Origin of the sequence: Methylobacterium sp. WL116, assembly GCF_008039455.1 — a bacterium.
Lineage (GTDB): Bacteria > Pseudomonadota > Alphaproteobacteria > Rhizobiales > Beijerinckiaceae > Methylobacterium.
Genome location: NZ_VRUV01000062.1, coordinates 1 through 14,278, shown reverse-complemented (window position 1 = coordinate 14,278; position 14,278 = coordinate 1). Strand labels below are relative to the sequence as shown.

The window sequence follows — 14,278 nt, the reverse complement described above, 5'->3', positions numbered from 1 at the left end:
GCGCCCGCCCGATCCGCGTCCGAGCCCGCGAGCCGGAGCCGAAGGCGCTGCGCCGCCTCGCGGTGGCCGATCCGAAGGTCGAGCAGCCGACGCTGCAGCGGCTCTATCTCACCCCGTCCTGCATCACCGCCCGCGACGGCGGCTGCCACGATCTCGAGCTGCTCGCCGAGGTGCTCGGCGGCGGCTCGACCTCCTATCTCTACCGCAAGCTGGTGATGGAGAGCGGCCTCGCGGTCAACGCGGGCGCCTGGTACATGGGCTCGGCGATCGACGACACCCGCTTCTCCGTCTACGCGGTGCCCGCCGAGGGCGTCAGCCTGGAGAAGCTGGAGGCCGAGGTCGACCGCGTGCTGCGGCGCGTGCCGTCGGATGCGCTGAACGCCGAGGCGATCGAGCGGGCCAAGACCCGCCTCGTGGCCGAGACGGTGTATTCCTCCGACAGCCAGTCCTCGCTCGCCCGCATCTACGGTTCCGCGCTCGCCATCGGCGAGACCATCGAGGAAGTGCGGCGCTGGCCGTCCGACATCGAGGGCGTCACCCGGGAGCGCCTGGCCGAGGCGAGCGAGCGCTGGCTGACGCCGTCGCGCTCGGTCACCGGCTACCTCGTCAAGTCCAGCGACCCGGACGCACCGATGGCCATCGCCGCCGAGTAGGGACGTTCGGCCTGCGGCGCCCGGCGCCGCACCCAGACATCAAGAACAACGAGGTCGTCCATGAACTTCGCCGACACCGACCTGGCCGAGACCCCGGTCCGCTCCAAGGCGAGTCCGGCCAAGGCGCTGCCGATCCAGACCGCCGCCGGCATCGAGGCGTGGCACGTCGAATCGCCGGTGGTGCCGATGATCGCCCTGGCCTTCACCTTCGAGGGCGGCGCGGCGCAGGACCCCGAGGGCAAGTCGGGCTGCGCCCAGATGCTGGCACGCCTCCTCGACGAGGGCGCGGGCGATCTCGGCTCCGACGCCTTCCAGGAGCGGCTCGCGGCGCGCGCCATCGAGCTGTCGTTCCATGCCGGCCCCGACGCGATCGGCGGCTCGCTGAAGATGCTGGTCAAGCACGCCGACGAGGCGATCGAGCTGCTGGCCCTGGCGCTCGCAAAGCCGCGCTTCGACGCCGACGCGATCGAGCGGGTCCGCGGCCAGGTGATCGCCGGCCTGCGCTACCAGCAGAACGATCCGGGCGTGATGGCCTCGCGCCGCTTCTTCGCCGAAGCGTTCGCCGGGCACGCCTACGGACGCCCGTCCTCGGGCACGATCGAGGCGGTCTCGGCGATCACCCGCGACGACCTCGTGGCGATGCATGCCCGGCTGCTCGGTCGCGGCGCGGTGAAGGTCGCAGCCGTCGGCGCGATCGGCGCCGAGCAGCTTGCCGCGAGCCTCGACCGCGCCTTCGGTGCGCTGCCCGAGGCCGGCGGCCTGCGCGCGATCGAGCGGACCACGGTGGGCGACCTCGGCAAGCGCGTCGTCGTCGATCTCGACGTGCCGCAATCGGTGATCCGCTTCGGCATGGCTGGCGTCGCCTGGCGCGACCCCGACTTCATTCCCGCCTACGTGCTCAACCACATCCTCGGCGGCGGCGCCTTCACCTCACGGCTGTTCCAAGAGGTCCGCGAGAAGCGCGGCCTCGCCTACTCGGTCGGGACCTCGCTGGTCAGCCACCGCTCGGCGGCGATGACCTGGGGCTACACCGCGACCAAGAACGAGCGCGTCGGCGAGGCGCTGTCGGTCATCGGCGACGAGATCAACCGCCTGATCGCCGACGGCCCGGACGACGAGGAGTTGCAGAAGGCCAAGGACTACCTGACCGGCTCCTACGCACTCGGCTTCGACACCTCGACCAAGATCGCCCACCAGCTGGTGCAGATCGCGTTCGAAGGCCTCGGGATGGACTACATCGAGCGCCGCAACGCCCTGGTATCCTCGGTCACGCAGGACGACATCCGCCGCGCCGGCGCGCGGACCTTCGCCGACGGCCGGATGCTGGTCGTCGCCGCGGGGCGGCCGGTCGGCCTCTGACACAGGCTCGATGACCCCCGTCGTGGGGACTGTTCCATCTCTTCGCGGTGCCGCACGTTCTTTCGCCGGACCGGCGACCGCTTCGACGGAAGATGCTCTCGCCGATGCAGCTCACCGGGATCCACCATCTCACCGCCATCACCGCGCGGGCCGCGGAGAACCACGCGTTCTACACCCGCGTGCTCGGCCTGCGGCTCGTCAAGAAGACGGTGAACCAGGACGACGTCTCGGCCTACCACCTGTTCTACGCCGACGGGCTGGCCTCGCCCGGCACCGACGTGACCTTCTTCGACTGGCCGGCGCCGCCCGAGCGGCGCGGGACGAACAGCATCACCCGCACGCACCTGCGCGTCGCCGGCCCGGCGGCGATCGACGCTTGGCGCGAGCGCCTCGCGCGGGAGGGCGTGGCCCACTCCGAGCCGGTCGAGCGCGACGGACGCCTGACCCTGGATTTCGAGGATCCGGAAGGCCAGCGCCTGAGCCTCGTCGACGACGGCGGCGCGGGCGATGCGCACCCCTGGGCCGGCAGCCCGGTGATGCCCGAGCATCAGATCCGCGGGCTCGGCCCGATCCGCCTCGCCGTCGCTCAGCCGGAGCGGACCGGCTCGGTGCTCGTGGACGTCCTCGGGATGCGGCATGACCGCAGCTTCGAGGCGCCTGAGGGAACGGTCCACGTCTTCGCCATGGGGGAGGGCGGGTCGGCCGCCGAGGTGCAGCTCGTCGGCGACGCCTCCGCCCCCGCCCGCCAGGGCGCCGGCGCGGTGCACCACGTCGCCTTCCGCATCCCCGATGCGGATTACGCAGCCTGGGCCGACCGGCTCCAGGTGCGGCGGATGCCGTCGAGCGGTCCGGTCGACCGCTACTACTTCCGTAGCCTGTATTTCCGCGAGCCGAACGGCATCCTGTTCGAGATCGCCACCGACGGCCCCGGCTTCACCGCCGACGAGCCGCTCGACCGGCTCGGTCAGGGCCTCGCCCTGCCGCCGTTCCTCGAGCCGCGGCGCGCCGAGATCGAGGCCGGGCTGAAGCCGCTCTAGGTCGGATCGCCGCGGGTATTAAGAGCGATTCCAATCAGTTGCGGTTGCATAGCTGTGTGTCGTCGGCGCGTCTTGACCTGCGTTCCGCACCTGCGAAAAGACCGCCAAACCCATCGGGATTCGGGACACCTCAGTCGATGAGCAAGTTCTACGAGGAGCGCGTTCTGTCGGTCCACCACTGGACCGACACGCTCTTCTCCTTCCGCACGACCCGCGATCCGGCCTTCCGCTTCCGGAACGGCGAGTTCACGATGATCGGCATCGAGGTCGAAGGCCGGCCGCTGCTGCGCGCCTACAGCGTCGTCTCGGCCAACTACGAGGAGGAGCTGGAATTCTTCTCGATCAAGGTCGAGGCCGGCCCGCTCACCTCGAAGCTGCAGCACCTCAAGGTCGGCGACCCGATCATCGTCGGCAAGAAGCCCACCGGCACGCTGGTGCTCGACAACCTGCTTCCGGGCAAGAACCTCTACCTCCTCGGTACCGGCACCGGGCTCGCGCCCTTCATGTCGATCATCAAGGACCCGGAGACCTACGAGCGCTTCGAGAAGGTCGTGCTCGTCCACGGCTGCCGGCAGGTGCAGGAGCTCGCCTACGGCGAGACCATCACCGAGAGCCTGCCGAAGCACGAGTTCCTCGGCGAGATGATCAGCGCGCAGCTGATCTACTACCCGACCGTGACCCGCGAGCCGTTCCGCAACCGCGGCCGCATCACCGACCTGATGACCTCGGGCAAGCTGTTCGAGGATATCGGCCTGCCGAACATGTCGGTCGAGAACGACCGCTTCATGCTCTGCGGCAGCCCCGACATGATCCGCGACACCCGCGAGCTGCTGACCAACGGCGGCTACGAGGAGGGCAACCACGGCGAGGCCGGTCACTACGTGATCGAGAAGGCCTTCGTCGAGAAGTAGGGTCTTCCGGGACCCGCCGAGAACCACCGTCGTCGTCCCGGGTCGGCGCAGCGGGGCCCGGGATCCAGAACCGCCGAGGGCGCAAGTTGGAGCAGGACCTGCGGTTCCGGAGCGCGGGTTCGCCTTCGGCGCCCCGGGATGACGGGGAGGGCATGGCCACCGTGATCGCTCGCGCGATCGTTTCGGGCAGATGCGCCCTTCTCAATCCCGCGCCGGAATCCCCACCAGACCCCGCACCTCCTGAGCCAGGTCCGACAGGCTGACCGAGCCCTTGCTGATCACCCGGTCCGCCTGCCCGGCGAGCCGGCGTCGGTCCTCGGCCGTGATGTCCTTGGCGGTGAGCACCACCACGGGGATGTCGCGCCACTCCGCCCGCGTCCGCAGGGCGCGCAGGAAGCCGAAGCCGTCCATCTCCGGCATCATCAGGTCGAGGAGAACGAGGGCGGGCTTCTCCCGCGCCACCTCCTCCAGCGCGATTTTGCCGTGCTCGGCCGAGCGCACCGGAAAGCCCTCGCGTTCTAGGAAGGTCGTCACGCGCTCGCGGGCGTCGGGATCGTCCTCGACGACGAGGATCGGTCCCTCGGCATTGCCGGGACGGAACCGGTCGGTGACGGCCTTGAGGTGCCCCCACTCGATCGGCTTGTGCAGGTAGTCGGTGGCGCCGAGCGAGAAGGCGAGGTTCTGCTCGTCGAGCACCGTCACCATGATGATCGGCGTCGCGCCGAGCTCGGGGTCGGCCCGGAGCGCGCGCAGCACCGACCAGCCGTCCATCCGCGGCATGGTCACGTCGAGGAGGATCGCGCGGGGACGCAGGGCCCTGGCCCGTTCCAGGCCCTGGCGTCCGTCCTCCGCCGTGGAGACGACGAAGCCTTCCTTCTCGAGGAAGCGCGCGAGCAGGTCGCGCGTCGCCGCATCGTCGTCGATGACGAGGATGCGGTTTCCCACCGCCGTATCCTCCCCGTGTGCCGCTCCGGCGTCGGGGCCGGAGAACTGCGCCGGCAGGATCAGCGTGAAGGTGCTGCCTGCGCCCTCCCGGCTCGCGACCTCGACGGTGCCGCCCAGCAGCTCGGCGAAGGCGCGGGTGATCGAGAGGCCGAGCCCGGTGCCGCCGAAGCGTCGGGTCGTGGAGGCGTCGGCCTGGGTGAAGCGCTCGAACAGCCGCCCGACCTGCTCGTCGGTCATCCCGATCCCGGTATCGCTGACCGCGAAGCAGAGCCTGGCCTCCGCATCGCGCGTCACGGCGAGGCCGATGCGACCGTTCTCGGTGAACTTCGCCGCGTTGCTCAGAAGGTTGATCAGGCACTGGCGCAGCTTGGTCACGTCGGTATGCGCCGTGCCGACGTCCTCGGCGATCGTCAGGTCGAGAGCGTTCTCCTTCTTGGCGATCAGACCCTCGACCGTGGCGGCGACCTCGGCCACGACCTCGGCGACGGAGAAGTCCTCGGCGTAGATCTCCACGCGCTCGGCCTCGATCTTCGACAGGTCGAGGACGTCGTTGATCAGCCCGAGAAGGTGGCGGGCGTTCGACTCGATCTTCTTCATGTCGGCGATCAGCGAGGGCTCGCCGAGGTCTTCCAGCTCCTCCTGCAGCATCTCGGAATAGCCGATCACCGCGGAAAGCGGCGTGCGCAGCTCGTGGCTCATGTTAGCCAGGAACTGGCTCTTGGCGCGGTTGGCGTCCTCCGCCGCCTGACGAGCCGCCTCGACGGCGGCCTCGGCCGCCTTGCGCTCGGTGATGTCGGTATGCGTGCCGACCCATTCCCGCAGGCGCCCGTCCTCGGCGAGGATCGGCACGGCGCGCACCGCCATGTGGCGGTACTCGCCGTCGGCCCGGCGCAGGCGGTGCTCGGTCTCGTAGGGCTGCAGTGTCGAGACCGCCACGGTCCAGGCCTCGGCCGTATGCCCCCGGTCGTCCACGTGGATCGCGTCGAGGAAGCCCTCGCCGCCATAGGCCGCGTCGTCCTGGCCGGTGAAGCGCGTCCAGGAGGCCTGCCGCGGGTGCAGGGTACCCTCGGCCGTCGCGGTCCAGACGATCGACGCGCTCGCTTCGATCAGCGAGCGGAAGCGCTCCTCGCTGCGGCGCATGCGCTCCTCGACCATCCAGCGCAGGGTCTCGTCGAGAACGACGATGCCGACGCCCTCGATCGCCGGCTCGACCTCAGAGGAGGTGCCGCGGAGGGGATAGAAGCTCATTGAGAAGCGGCGCACGCCGCCGGGTGCCGAGGGCGTCGGGACGGCGACCGGCACGTCGGGCGTCACCAGCCCTTCGTGGAGGGCCGCGGCGAGCTTCGGACCCAGGGCGTCGGCGAGGGTCGGCAGCATCGCCCAGATCGGGGCGCCGAGGTCGGCGCCGAAGCCGCGCTCGCTCATCACCGCCAGCGCCCGGTTCATGTGGCGGATCTTGAGATCGCGGTCGAGGAAGCCGAGGCCGACGGGGGCATTGGCGAGCACCCCGTCAAGCAGGCCCGACATCCGCATCGCCTCCCGGCGGCGGACGAGGGCGAGGCGGGCGAGGAGCACGATCGCCACGACCGCGCAGACCGCCGTGAGGATCGACAGCAGCAGGGAACGCGCTGCGTCGCGGCTGCGATCGGCCTCCATTCGCCGGGCGATCGAGGCCTGCAATCCGGCGGTCTCGGCGCGGATCGCGTCCATCTGCTGCTTGCCGACGCCGGTGCGGACGATCTCGGTCGCCGCATCGAAGCTCACGTCCCGCCGCGCGGCGACGACCCGGGCCGCGAAGTCGCGCTTGTCCGCGATGAGAGCGGCAAGGGACGTCCCGCCCTGGCGCAGCGGCACCTGGGCGAGGCTGCCGAGCCCGGTGAGACCGGTGTCGATCGCGCCGAGCGCCTTCTGGTAGGGCTCGAGGTAGACGTCGCCGCCGACGAGGACGTAGCCGCGCTCGCCGGTCTCGAGGTCCTTCACCGCCGAGAGCAGCCGCTCGAGCCCTGAGATCCGGGTGTTTCCGGCCGCGACCGCCGCGCGGCTCGCCTCGCCGCCGACGTAGTTCCAGCCACCCGCCACCAGGGCGACGATCAGGAGGCCGAAGGCGACCGGCGAGCCGAGCAGCCCGGCGAAGGGCCGTGCGCGGCGCCAGTTCGACCGACGCAGGAACGAGATCGATCGGGGGCTCACCACGCGACGACCATCCCGAACCCGCCCCGCATCGCAGCACCACCCGCGGCGAGCGGGTGTTTCGTATCGGTGATCATCTCGGGCGCCTCGGATCGGCCCGGCGACGTGCCGAGGCGACCTGCGCAGACATAGACGGGACGGGGCGGTTGTCGAAGCCTTACCCGTCGAAGCTCGGGCGGCCGCGAAGCCGCATCAGGTCTCGACGAGGCCGGTCGTGGCGCCGGAGGCTTCCGAATCCGCCCGTCCATGCGGCAGGGCGAGGTATTCGGTCGATCGCATCTCGATCAGCCGGGACACGGTGCGGTCGAACTCGAAGGCCTCGCGGCCCTCGCGGACCGTGTAGAGGTCCTGCGCTTCCGCCGCGGCCGAGGCGACGAGCTTCACGTGGCGGTCGTACAGGGTGTCGATCAGGGTGATGAAGCGCTTGCACTCGTTGCGGTTCTGCTCGCCCATCACCGGGATGTCCTCGACGATCACCGTGTGGAAGGCCCGGGCGACCGCCATGTAGTCGGAGGCGCCGAGCGGCTGGGCGCAGAGGTCGGCGAAGGAGAACCGGGCGACGCCGGCCGCCTCCTGCGGCACCGGCACGGCGCGGCCGTGCACGGCGATCGTCGCCGACCGGCCCTTGGCCTTCCCGGTCAGCCCCTTGAACGCGGCATCGATCGCGGCCCGGGCCTCCGCGTCCGCGGGCACATGGTAGACCGGTGCGCCGCCGAGCTTCTCCAGGCGGAAATCCGTGCGCGAATCCAGGCGCAGCACCTCGACCCGGTCCTTCAGCTCCTCGACGAAGGGCAGGAACAGCGCGCGGTTGAGGCCGCCCTCGTAGAGGCGGTCCGGCTCGACGTTCGAGGTCGCGACCACCGTCACGCCGCGCCTGAACAGCGCACCGAACAGCCGGCCGAGGATCATCGCGTCGGCGATGTCGGTGACCGTGAACTCGTCGAAGCACAGCAGCGTCGCCTCGTCGGCGAGCGCGTCGGCGACGGGGCCGATCGGATCGTCGCCCTTCACCTCGCCGCGCTTCAGCGCCTGGCGGTAGGCGTGGATGCGCTCGTGCGCGTCGGCGAGGAAGCCGTGGAAGTGGACGCGGCGCTTCGGCCCGGGGGCGGCCTCGTGGAACAGGTCCATGAGCATGGTCTTGCCGCGCCCGACCGAGCCCCAGATGTAGAGGCCCTTCGGCGGCCCGACGCTGTCCTTCCGCGAGAACAGCCAGCCGAGCGCGCTGCCCTTCTTGGCGCGACGCCTCCGCTCGAGGTCGAGGACCAGGCGGTCGAGGGCGCGCACCAGCCGCGCCTGGGCCGGGTCGCGCTCGATCGCGCCGGAGGCGATCAGCGCCTCGTAGCGATCGTGGACGGGGCCGGGAGAAAGCGCACCGCTGCGCGCATCGGCGGAGGGCGCATGGCTCGGCGAGGTTGGGCTCACGGCTTCCGGCTCACGACCACGGGATCCTGCTCGGCATCCGCGCGGTGCTGCAACGCGGGACCCGTCCCAACCGTCTGCCGCGCGCGGGCGGGTCGATCAACCCCGCGTCGCACCGCGATGCAACAGAAGTGGTTCCATCCCCTGGGTGCATGTCAGCCCTGGCGACGCGACGCGACGACAGATTGTTGCATTGCACAATCGGCTTGGCGGTGCGAGATCCTGCCTGCCTCGAGGGAGGGCACGCCCGGATGCGCGCACCCAGCGCGCCGATACCGGAGACCTGCACATGGCATTGCCCGAGCCGAAACCGGCGGGACACACGATCCGACGCCTGCGCGCGAGCGACCGCGCGCAGATCCTCGCCTACTTCCTGCGCCTGGACCCCGAAACCCGCGCGAACCGGTTCATGGGAAGCGTCGGCGAGGCCGGGATCCGTGCCTATGCCGAGCGCGCCGTCACGGCCGACGGATTGATCTTCGGTGCCTTCGTGTCCGGCACCCTGCGCGGGGTCGCGGAGCTGCGACCGTCCGGCCCGGGTGCGACGCCGCTCGATCTCGGCAGGCAGGCCGAGGCGGCCTTCGCGGTGGAGCGCGCCTACCGGCGTCGCGGCATCGGCGGGGCGCTGTTCACGCGGATCACGGAAGCGGCGCGCAATCGTGGCGTCGGCGATTTGCACGTGCGGTGCTTGGCCATGAACGGACCGATGCGCCGCCTCGCGATCCGGCACGGCGCCGACCTGCAGGCCAGCGGGACGGAGGCCGAGGCCGCCGTGCACCTCGAACGGCCCACCCCGTTCTCGCTCTGGCACGAGAGCATCGCCGAGGCGTTCGACCTGACGATCGCGGCGCTTCAGTCGCGAAACCCGCCGCCCGCGTGAGAACGATCGCGCCCCCGCTCAACCGATCGGGTCGGCCACCAGGGCGAAGGTGAGCAGGTCGACCGAAGCGGCCCCGCCGCGCAGCAGGGCGCGGGCGGCGGCGTTGGCGGTCGCGCCGGTGGTGGTGACGTCGTCGACGAGGAGGACGCGCCGTCCCTGGATGCCGGCCCGATGCGCCGCCGGCACCCGGAAGGCGCCCTGAAGGTTCTCGGCACGCCCGGCGCGAGTCAGCCCGACCTGCGAGCGCGTCGCCTTCACCCGCGCCAGGGCCCGCGGCAAGAACGGCAGGCTGCCGGCCCGGGCGACCGGCCGCGCCAGCAGCGCCGCCTGGTTGAACCGCCGCCGCCACAGGCGCCAGCGATGCAGCGGCACCGGCACGACGCAGTCGGCCTCCGCGATCAGCGCCGCGCCGGACGCCGCCATCATCGCGGCCATCGCCTTGGCGAGGTCGAGGCGGTCCTGGTACTTCAGGCGATGGACGAGGCTGCGGGCGGTGTCGTTGTAGAGCGCCACGGCGCGGGCCCGCGCGAAGACCGGCGGCTCGCTGATCGCCCGCGGCGACAGCAGGGGACCGATTCCGAGATCGACGGCGAACGGGGTGCCGTACCGCGCGCAGCACGGCTCCTCGATGAAGCGCAGGCCGGCCCAGCAGGACGGGCAGAGCGCGCCGGGATCGGCGGTCGCCGCGCCGCAGCCGGCGCAGGACGGCGGGTAGACGAGACCGACCAGGGCGCGGGCGACGCGACCCAGAACGGCGAAAGGCCGCGCGCCCTTCGACGCACGGCCGATCTCGATGCTCGATGTCTCAGGCGCATGCACCGCCCGATCCGTCCGCCGCGTCGACGCGATCGGGAGCGCGCCTCAGCGCGTCGTCGGCGCGGTCTGATCGTTGCGGCGGGCCTCGGCATTCGCGCGATGGCGGCCTATGGCGCAGCCGGCCGCAGCGCCGACGAGCCCATGATGGCCGGCATAGTGCCCGGCGATCCCGCCGACGATGGCGCCCTTGATGCAACCCTTGGCATCGGCGGCCGAGCCGAAAGCGACGATCGAGAGGGCCAGCGCGGCCCCGGACAGGAAGCGGATCATGGGATGGGACTCCGGTACGCGGCCGAGCGGCCGATGGAACTGACCAGGAACGGCGACGCCCCGGTCCCGTTCCACCCTCTCAGAAGTGTGATCGTCGTCCGGCCCTCGCCACCCGTCGGTCGCGCCGCTGGCAAGACAGCGATCCGAGCGCCATGTGATGGGGCAGATGACAGCGCCTTCGCCCCTGTTCGACACCGTCCTCGCCCGCCGACGCTTGGCGCGGGCGCAGCGTGCGGGCTTTGCCGATTTCCTGATCGCCCGTGTCGCGGAGGATCTCGACGATCGCCTCGGCGCGGTGCTGCGTGACTTCACCCGAAGCCTCGATCTCGCGACGCCGACCGCGGCGGCCGCGCGCGTCCTGTCGGCGCGTTACCCCGACGCGACGGTCCTACGCCTCGCGCCGATCCTGGACCGGGCCGTGCCCGGCGTCCGGCAAGCGGTCGCCGACCCCGAGGCGCTGCCGGCCGCGCCCGAGGGTTTCGACCTCGCCGTGTCGCTGCTGGCGCTCCAGGGCGTCAACGATCTTCCCGGAACGCTGGTGCAGCTCCGCCGTTCGCTTCGCCCCGACGGGCTGTTCCTCGGCTGCCTGCTCGGCGGCGCCACCCTGAACGAGCTGCGGGCGAGCTTCGCCCAGGCCGAAAGCGAGGTCGAGGGCGGCGTCAGCCCGCGGGTCGCGCCGTTCGCCGAGGTGCGCGAGGCCGGCGCCCTGTTGCAGCGCGCCGGCTTCGCCCTGCCGGTCGCCGACACCGAGACCGTGACGGTGCGCTACGCAGACCCGTTTTCCCTGATGCGGGACCTGCGCGCCATGGGCCTGACCAACGCGCTGGTCGAGCGCCGCCGCACGCCCCTGCGGCGGGCGACGCTGATGCGGATGGCGGACATCTACGCGTCGCGCTTCGCCGACGCGGACGGGCGGCTTCGCGCCAGCTTCGAGATCCTGTGGCTCACCGGCTGGGCGCCGCATGCGAGCCAGCAGGTCCCGCTGAAGCCCGGCAGCGCGAAGGCACGGCTCGCCGACGCCCTCGGCACCATCGAGTTGAACCCGAGCGAGAGGATTCCGCGATGAAGCAACCTGGCCCCGACCATCCGATCACCATCACGCCGCATCCGGGCCGCGTCCGGGTGATGCTCGACGGCGTCGCCGTCGCCGAGAGCGAGCGGGTGCTTTCCCTCAAGGAAGCGTCGTACCCTCCGGTTCTCTACATTCCGCGCAGCGATGCCGACCTCTCGCGTTTCACGAAGTCGGCGCGGACCAGCCACTGCCCGTACAAGGGCGATGCGAGCTACTTCAGCCTCGCGGTCGGCGACGCATCGCGCCCCGACGCGGTCTGGAGCTACGAGGCGCCGTTTCCGGCGGTCGCCGAGATCGCAGGGCATCTCGCCTTCTACCCGGACCGCGTCGACGCGATCGAGACGGTGTGATTCGGCCTCACGCCGGCACGAGCGACCAGAACCCGTGCTTGCGTCCATGCGCCGTCCGCAGGCCGGTACGGTAGGCCTCGGGCGAGGGATCGATCGATCCCGGCGCCAGGCGCGGCGCCATTCCGTCGAGGGCGGCGAGGTGGCGGGCGGCATAGGGGTAGGCGCTGCTGCGTCCGTCCCGGAGGATGTCGTCGATCATCCGGCGCAGCAGCAGCGTCGCCGCGGCCGGATGATCGAGCTCCAGCGCCTCCGCCGCCAGACCGAGCAGGCGATAGGCCTCGCTCCGCCACTCCGCGCGGCGATCGAAGACGAGGCGCGCCGCGCGGTCGAAGCTCGGCCACGCCACCAGGAAGGCCAGCGCGCGATGGGCATCGTCGTGCCGGGCGACGTGGTCGAGGGCGCGCTCCAGCACCTCCTCGTCCTCGAAATCCGGAAGCTTGGCGATGTGCCCGCGGAGCATGTCGGCGTCGAGCGTCGCTTCGAACCCCTGCCAGCGCAGAGCCTGAGCCTCCTCGCGTCGGTCGAGCGCATCGAGGATGCGGATCTCCAGCCCGATCCGCTCGCGGTCCGGGCCGTCGAGCGCCGCATCTCCGGTCGCGAGCATCGCGCGGGTGATCACGCCGCTCCGCGATGATTTCGAGCGGCGGATCCAATCCAGCGCCTCGGCGGCCCGCCCGGCCGCGAGCAGGCGCCCTGCGATCTCGGTCCCGTCGGGACGGCCGGGCATGATCGCTTGCTCGAGCGCGATGTAGGCCGCGACGTCGCCGCGCCGGTCGGCGATGTCCTGACGGACGCGCAGGATGTTCCCGTGGCGGAGATCGGCTCGCGAGGCCGCGGGCCCGTTCGGTGCATCCGCGGCCCGATGCTTCGTGTCCGCCGCCTCGGCGAGCTTCGCATCGAGCGAGGCGAGGGCGGCAGCGGGGAGGCGCGGGACCAGATCGCGGATCAGCACGCCGAACGGCCCGTAGGGGTCGGCGACGAAGCGCGGGATCAGCGTCAGCGCGAACCGCCCGGCCTCGTCCGGCTCGAGCTCTGCGGCAATCTCGACCACGGCATCCGAAGCGCGCTCGTAGATCGCCTGGATCGCGCCCGAACCGTCGTCCACGCGGTTAAGCACCGCGTCGGCGCCGCCGAGGAAGCGCACCAGGCGTTCGAGAGCCGCCATGCGATCGAGCGGCGCGAGCTCGGTGAGGATCACCGTGACCATCGCGCCGAGATCCGTGGTGAACGCCCGGCGCTTCTGCCAGTCGATGAAGCCGCGGGCGCCCTCCAGGGCGGTCAGCCGCCGGTCGACGATCGCCGCGACCGCTTCCGGCCCCTGCAGGGAGGCGAGCGCCGCGCTCACGAGCTTCTTGAACGCGGCGTTGCGGGCAGTCTCGGCGAGGATCAGGCCGATGAGCCGATCGGGGGCGAGGGCGGCGAGCGTCTCACGGGACGGCGTCGTGCGGCGTGCACCCTTCGGCAGCTTCGCCAGAACCGGCACGACGTCCGGTTCCGGTTCGGTCTTCGGCTTCCGCGGCACCGAGGCCGCCTTGCGTGCCATCGTTCGACGCGGGACGGGTCTCGATCAGTCCGCGACCTTCGCGGTCGGGCGGTCGTCGCCGCGCGCGGTCTCGTCGTGCCACGCGCCGGCACCGTCCTGATAGCGGATGCCCTCGGTCGAGCCCGGCACCTGCTGCTCGGCCGCGGCGGCCTGTGCCGCCTGGAGGGCCTCGTCGCGGCTCGGAAAGGTCTCCGAGAAGACGTCGCCGACCTTGTAGGCGTATCCGCCATCATGCTCGACGACGTGATAGGTGACTTCGGACATCGAAAACTCCGGTCTTGAGAACAGGATCTGTCCAGCGCGAACACGGGGGCGACGCGCAGGTTCCGCCGGCCGGGCGATCAGTGCCTGGTCGGGACGCCCCACGGCAGCCGCTCGATCGCCGCCGCGCAACCGGCGATCAGCGAGCCGCGTGGGTCGTCCGCCGCGTAGCCCACGCCGTCGGCGAAGGCGACGACGTGCACCGCGCCGTCGCCTGTCCGGCGGATGCGGGCGACCCAGCCTTCGGGCGCACGCTCGAAGGTGACGTCGTAGGTCGTGCCGTCGCGCTCGATCCGATGCGGTTCCATGACGTTTTCCGTTCCCGCCCGCGCCGCCGCAGCCCTATCTGACGAGAGCCACAGGACGAAGGATATCGATGCCCTACCGCACAACGCTCGCCGCCGCGATCCTCGCGGCCGGTTCGCTTCCGGCCCTGGCGCAGGGCACGGGCTACGCCGGAAGCACGCTGGGGCTCACCGGATCGGGCGTCCCGTCGAATCCGTTCGCGTCGAACTACCCGTCCGCCCCGCCGCCGCGGGCGGTCATCGCGCGGCGCGAGCGCCGCGCGATGA

General features: G+C 71.4%; 15 protein-coding genes. 8 read left to right on the top strand and 7 right to left on the bottom strand.

The features are described 5' to 3' along the window. The 4 genes from FV223_RS07815 to FV223_RS07800 all read left to right on the top strand — a co-directional run. Positions 1-653: insulinase family protein (locus FV223_RS07815; RefSeq protein WP_147726275.1), on the top strand; the 653-nt coding region annotated here is incomplete at its 5' end. A gap of 60 nt (positions 654-713) precedes the next feature. Beyond that, on the top strand, positions 714-2,012 hold the full coding sequence (locus tag FV223_RS07810; RefSeq protein WP_147726274.1) for a pitrilysin family protein: 1,299 nt from the start codon (positions 714-716) through the stop codon (positions 2,010-2,012). Between the two features lie 104 nt (positions 2,013-2,116). Beyond that, positions 2,117-3,049, top strand: coding sequence for a ring-cleaving dioxygenase (locus FV223_RS07805; RefSeq protein ID WP_147726279.1), 933 nt, complete (start codon positions 2,117-2,119; stop codon positions 3,047-3,049). Positions 3,050-3,186: 137 nt separating this feature from the next. Beyond that, positions 3,187-3,960 (top strand): ferredoxin--NADP reductase, encoded by a 774-nt coding sequence (locus FV223_RS07800; protein WP_147726273.1) that lies wholly within the window; start codon positions 3,187-3,189, stop codon positions 3,958-3,960. A gap of 201 nt (positions 3,961-4,161) precedes the next feature. On the opposite strand, the gene FV223_RS07795 is transcribed toward FV223_RS07800, so the two are convergent. Beyond that, positions 4,162-7,098, bottom strand: a complete 2,937-nt coding sequence (locus FV223_RS07795; protein ID WP_246686349.1) for a response regulator — start codon at positions 7,096-7,098, stop codon at positions 4,162-4,164. Positions 7,099-7,287: 189 nt separating this feature from the next. After that, positions 7,288-8,517, bottom strand: coding sequence for a cell division protein ZapE (zapE, locus tag FV223_RS07790; RefSeq protein WP_147726272.1), 1,230 nt, complete (start codon positions 8,515-8,517; stop codon positions 7,288-7,290). 286 nt (positions 8,518-8,803) lie between these two features. Between zapE and FV223_RS07785 the strand changes: the two genes are divergently transcribed. Continuing rightward, complete coding sequence (locus FV223_RS07785) at positions 8,804-9,394, top strand: GNAT family N-acetyltransferase (protein ID WP_147726271.1); 591 nt, start codon at positions 8,804-8,806, stop codon at positions 9,392-9,394. An 18-nt stretch (positions 9,395-9,412) separates the two neighbouring features. Here FV223_RS07785 and FV223_RS07780 read toward each other — a convergent pair whose 3' ends face one another. Continuing rightward, positions 9,413-10,144: a ComF family protein gene (locus FV223_RS07780; protein WP_147726277.1), complete on the bottom strand. Its 732-nt coding sequence runs from the start codon at positions 10,142-10,144 to the stop codon at positions 9,413-9,415. A 111-nt stretch (positions 10,145-10,255) separates the two neighbouring features. Further along, the gene (locus tag FV223_RS07775; RefSeq protein ID WP_147726270.1) at positions 10,256-10,480 is read right to left on the bottom strand and encodes a hypothetical protein; all 225 of its coding nucleotides are present in this window, start codon (positions 10,478-10,480) and stop codon (positions 10,256-10,258) included. A 166-nt stretch (positions 10,481-10,646) separates the two neighbouring features. Here FV223_RS07775 and FV223_RS07770 point away from each other — a divergent pair, with 166 nt between their 5' ends. Next, the gene (locus FV223_RS07770; protein WP_147726269.1) at positions 10,647-11,546 is read left to right on the top strand and encodes a methyltransferase domain-containing protein; all 900 of its coding nucleotides are present in this window, start codon (positions 10,647-10,649) and stop codon (positions 11,544-11,546) included. Continuing rightward, entirely contained in the window at positions 11,543-11,902 is a 360-nt protein-coding gene (locus tag FV223_RS07765) for a DUF427 domain-containing protein (RefSeq protein ID WP_147726268.1), read from the top strand. The genes FV223_RS07770 and FV223_RS07765 overlap by 4 nt, the downstream gene beginning before the upstream one ends. A gap of 7 nt (positions 11,903-11,909) precedes the next feature. Here FV223_RS07765 and FV223_RS07760 read toward each other — a convergent pair whose 3' ends face one another. The 3 genes from FV223_RS07760 to FV223_RS07750 form a co-directional block, all read right to left on the bottom strand. Next, a complete protein-coding gene (locus FV223_RS07760) occupies positions 11,910-13,445 on the bottom strand; it encodes a DUF6880 family protein (RefSeq protein ID WP_246689636.1) in 1,536 nt (511 codons plus the stop codon). A gap of 24 nt (positions 13,446-13,469) precedes the next feature. Beyond that, a complete protein-coding gene (locus tag FV223_RS07755) occupies positions 13,470-13,709 on the bottom strand; it encodes a DUF2188 domain-containing protein (RefSeq protein WP_147726267.1) in 240 nt (79 codons plus the stop codon). Positions 13,710-13,786: 77 nt separating this feature from the next. Next, positions 13,787-14,014: a hypothetical protein gene (locus FV223_RS07750; RefSeq protein ID WP_147726266.1), complete on the bottom strand. Its 228-nt coding sequence runs from the start codon at positions 14,012-14,014 to the stop codon at positions 13,787-13,789. A gap of 68 nt (positions 14,015-14,082) precedes the next feature. Here FV223_RS07750 and FV223_RS07745 point away from each other — a divergent pair. Further along, a partial coding sequence (locus FV223_RS07745; protein ID WP_147726265.1) for a hypothetical protein occupies positions 14,083-14,278 on the top strand: 196 nt, incomplete at its 3' end.

Excerpts from the sequence above, each read along its gene's own strand:
- FV223_RS07805 (WP_147726279.1), top strand. The coding sequence starts at position 2,117 with ATGCAGCTCACCGGGATCCACCATCTCACCGCCATCACCGCGCGGGCC.
- FV223_RS07765 (WP_147726268.1), top strand. The coding sequence starts at position 11,543 with ATGAAGCAACCTGGCCCCGACCATCCGATCACCATCACGCCGCATCCG.
- FV223_RS07760 (WP_246689636.1), bottom strand. The coding sequence starts at position 13,445 with ATGGCACGCAAGGCGGCCTCGGTGCCGCGGAAGCCGAAGACCGAACCG.
- FV223_RS07785 (WP_147726271.1), top strand. The coding sequence starts at position 8,804 with ATGGCATTGCCCGAGCCGAAACCGGCGGGACACACGATCCGACGCCTG.
- FV223_RS07810 (WP_147726274.1), top strand. The coding sequence starts at position 714 with ATGAACTTCGCCGACACCGACCTGGCCGAGACCCCGGTCCGCTCCAAG.
- FV223_RS07775 (WP_147726270.1), bottom strand. The coding sequence starts at position 10,480 with ATGATCCGCTTCCTGTCCGGGGCCGCGCTGGCCCTCTCGATCGTCGCT.
- FV223_RS07755 (WP_147726267.1), bottom strand. The coding sequence starts at position 13,709 with ATGTCCGAAGTCACCTATCACGTCGTCGAGCATGATGGCGGATACGCC.
- FV223_RS07770 (WP_147726269.1), top strand. The coding sequence starts at position 10,647 with ATGACAGCGCCTTCGCCCCTGTTCGACACCGTCCTCGCCCGCCGACGC.
- FV223_RS07750 (WP_147726266.1), bottom strand. The coding sequence starts at position 14,014 with ATGGAACCGCATCGGATCGAGCGCGACGGCACGACCTACGACGTCACC.
- FV223_RS07800 (WP_147726273.1), top strand. The coding sequence starts at position 3,187 with ATGAGCAAGTTCTACGAGGAGCGCGTTCTGTCGGTCCACCACTGGACC.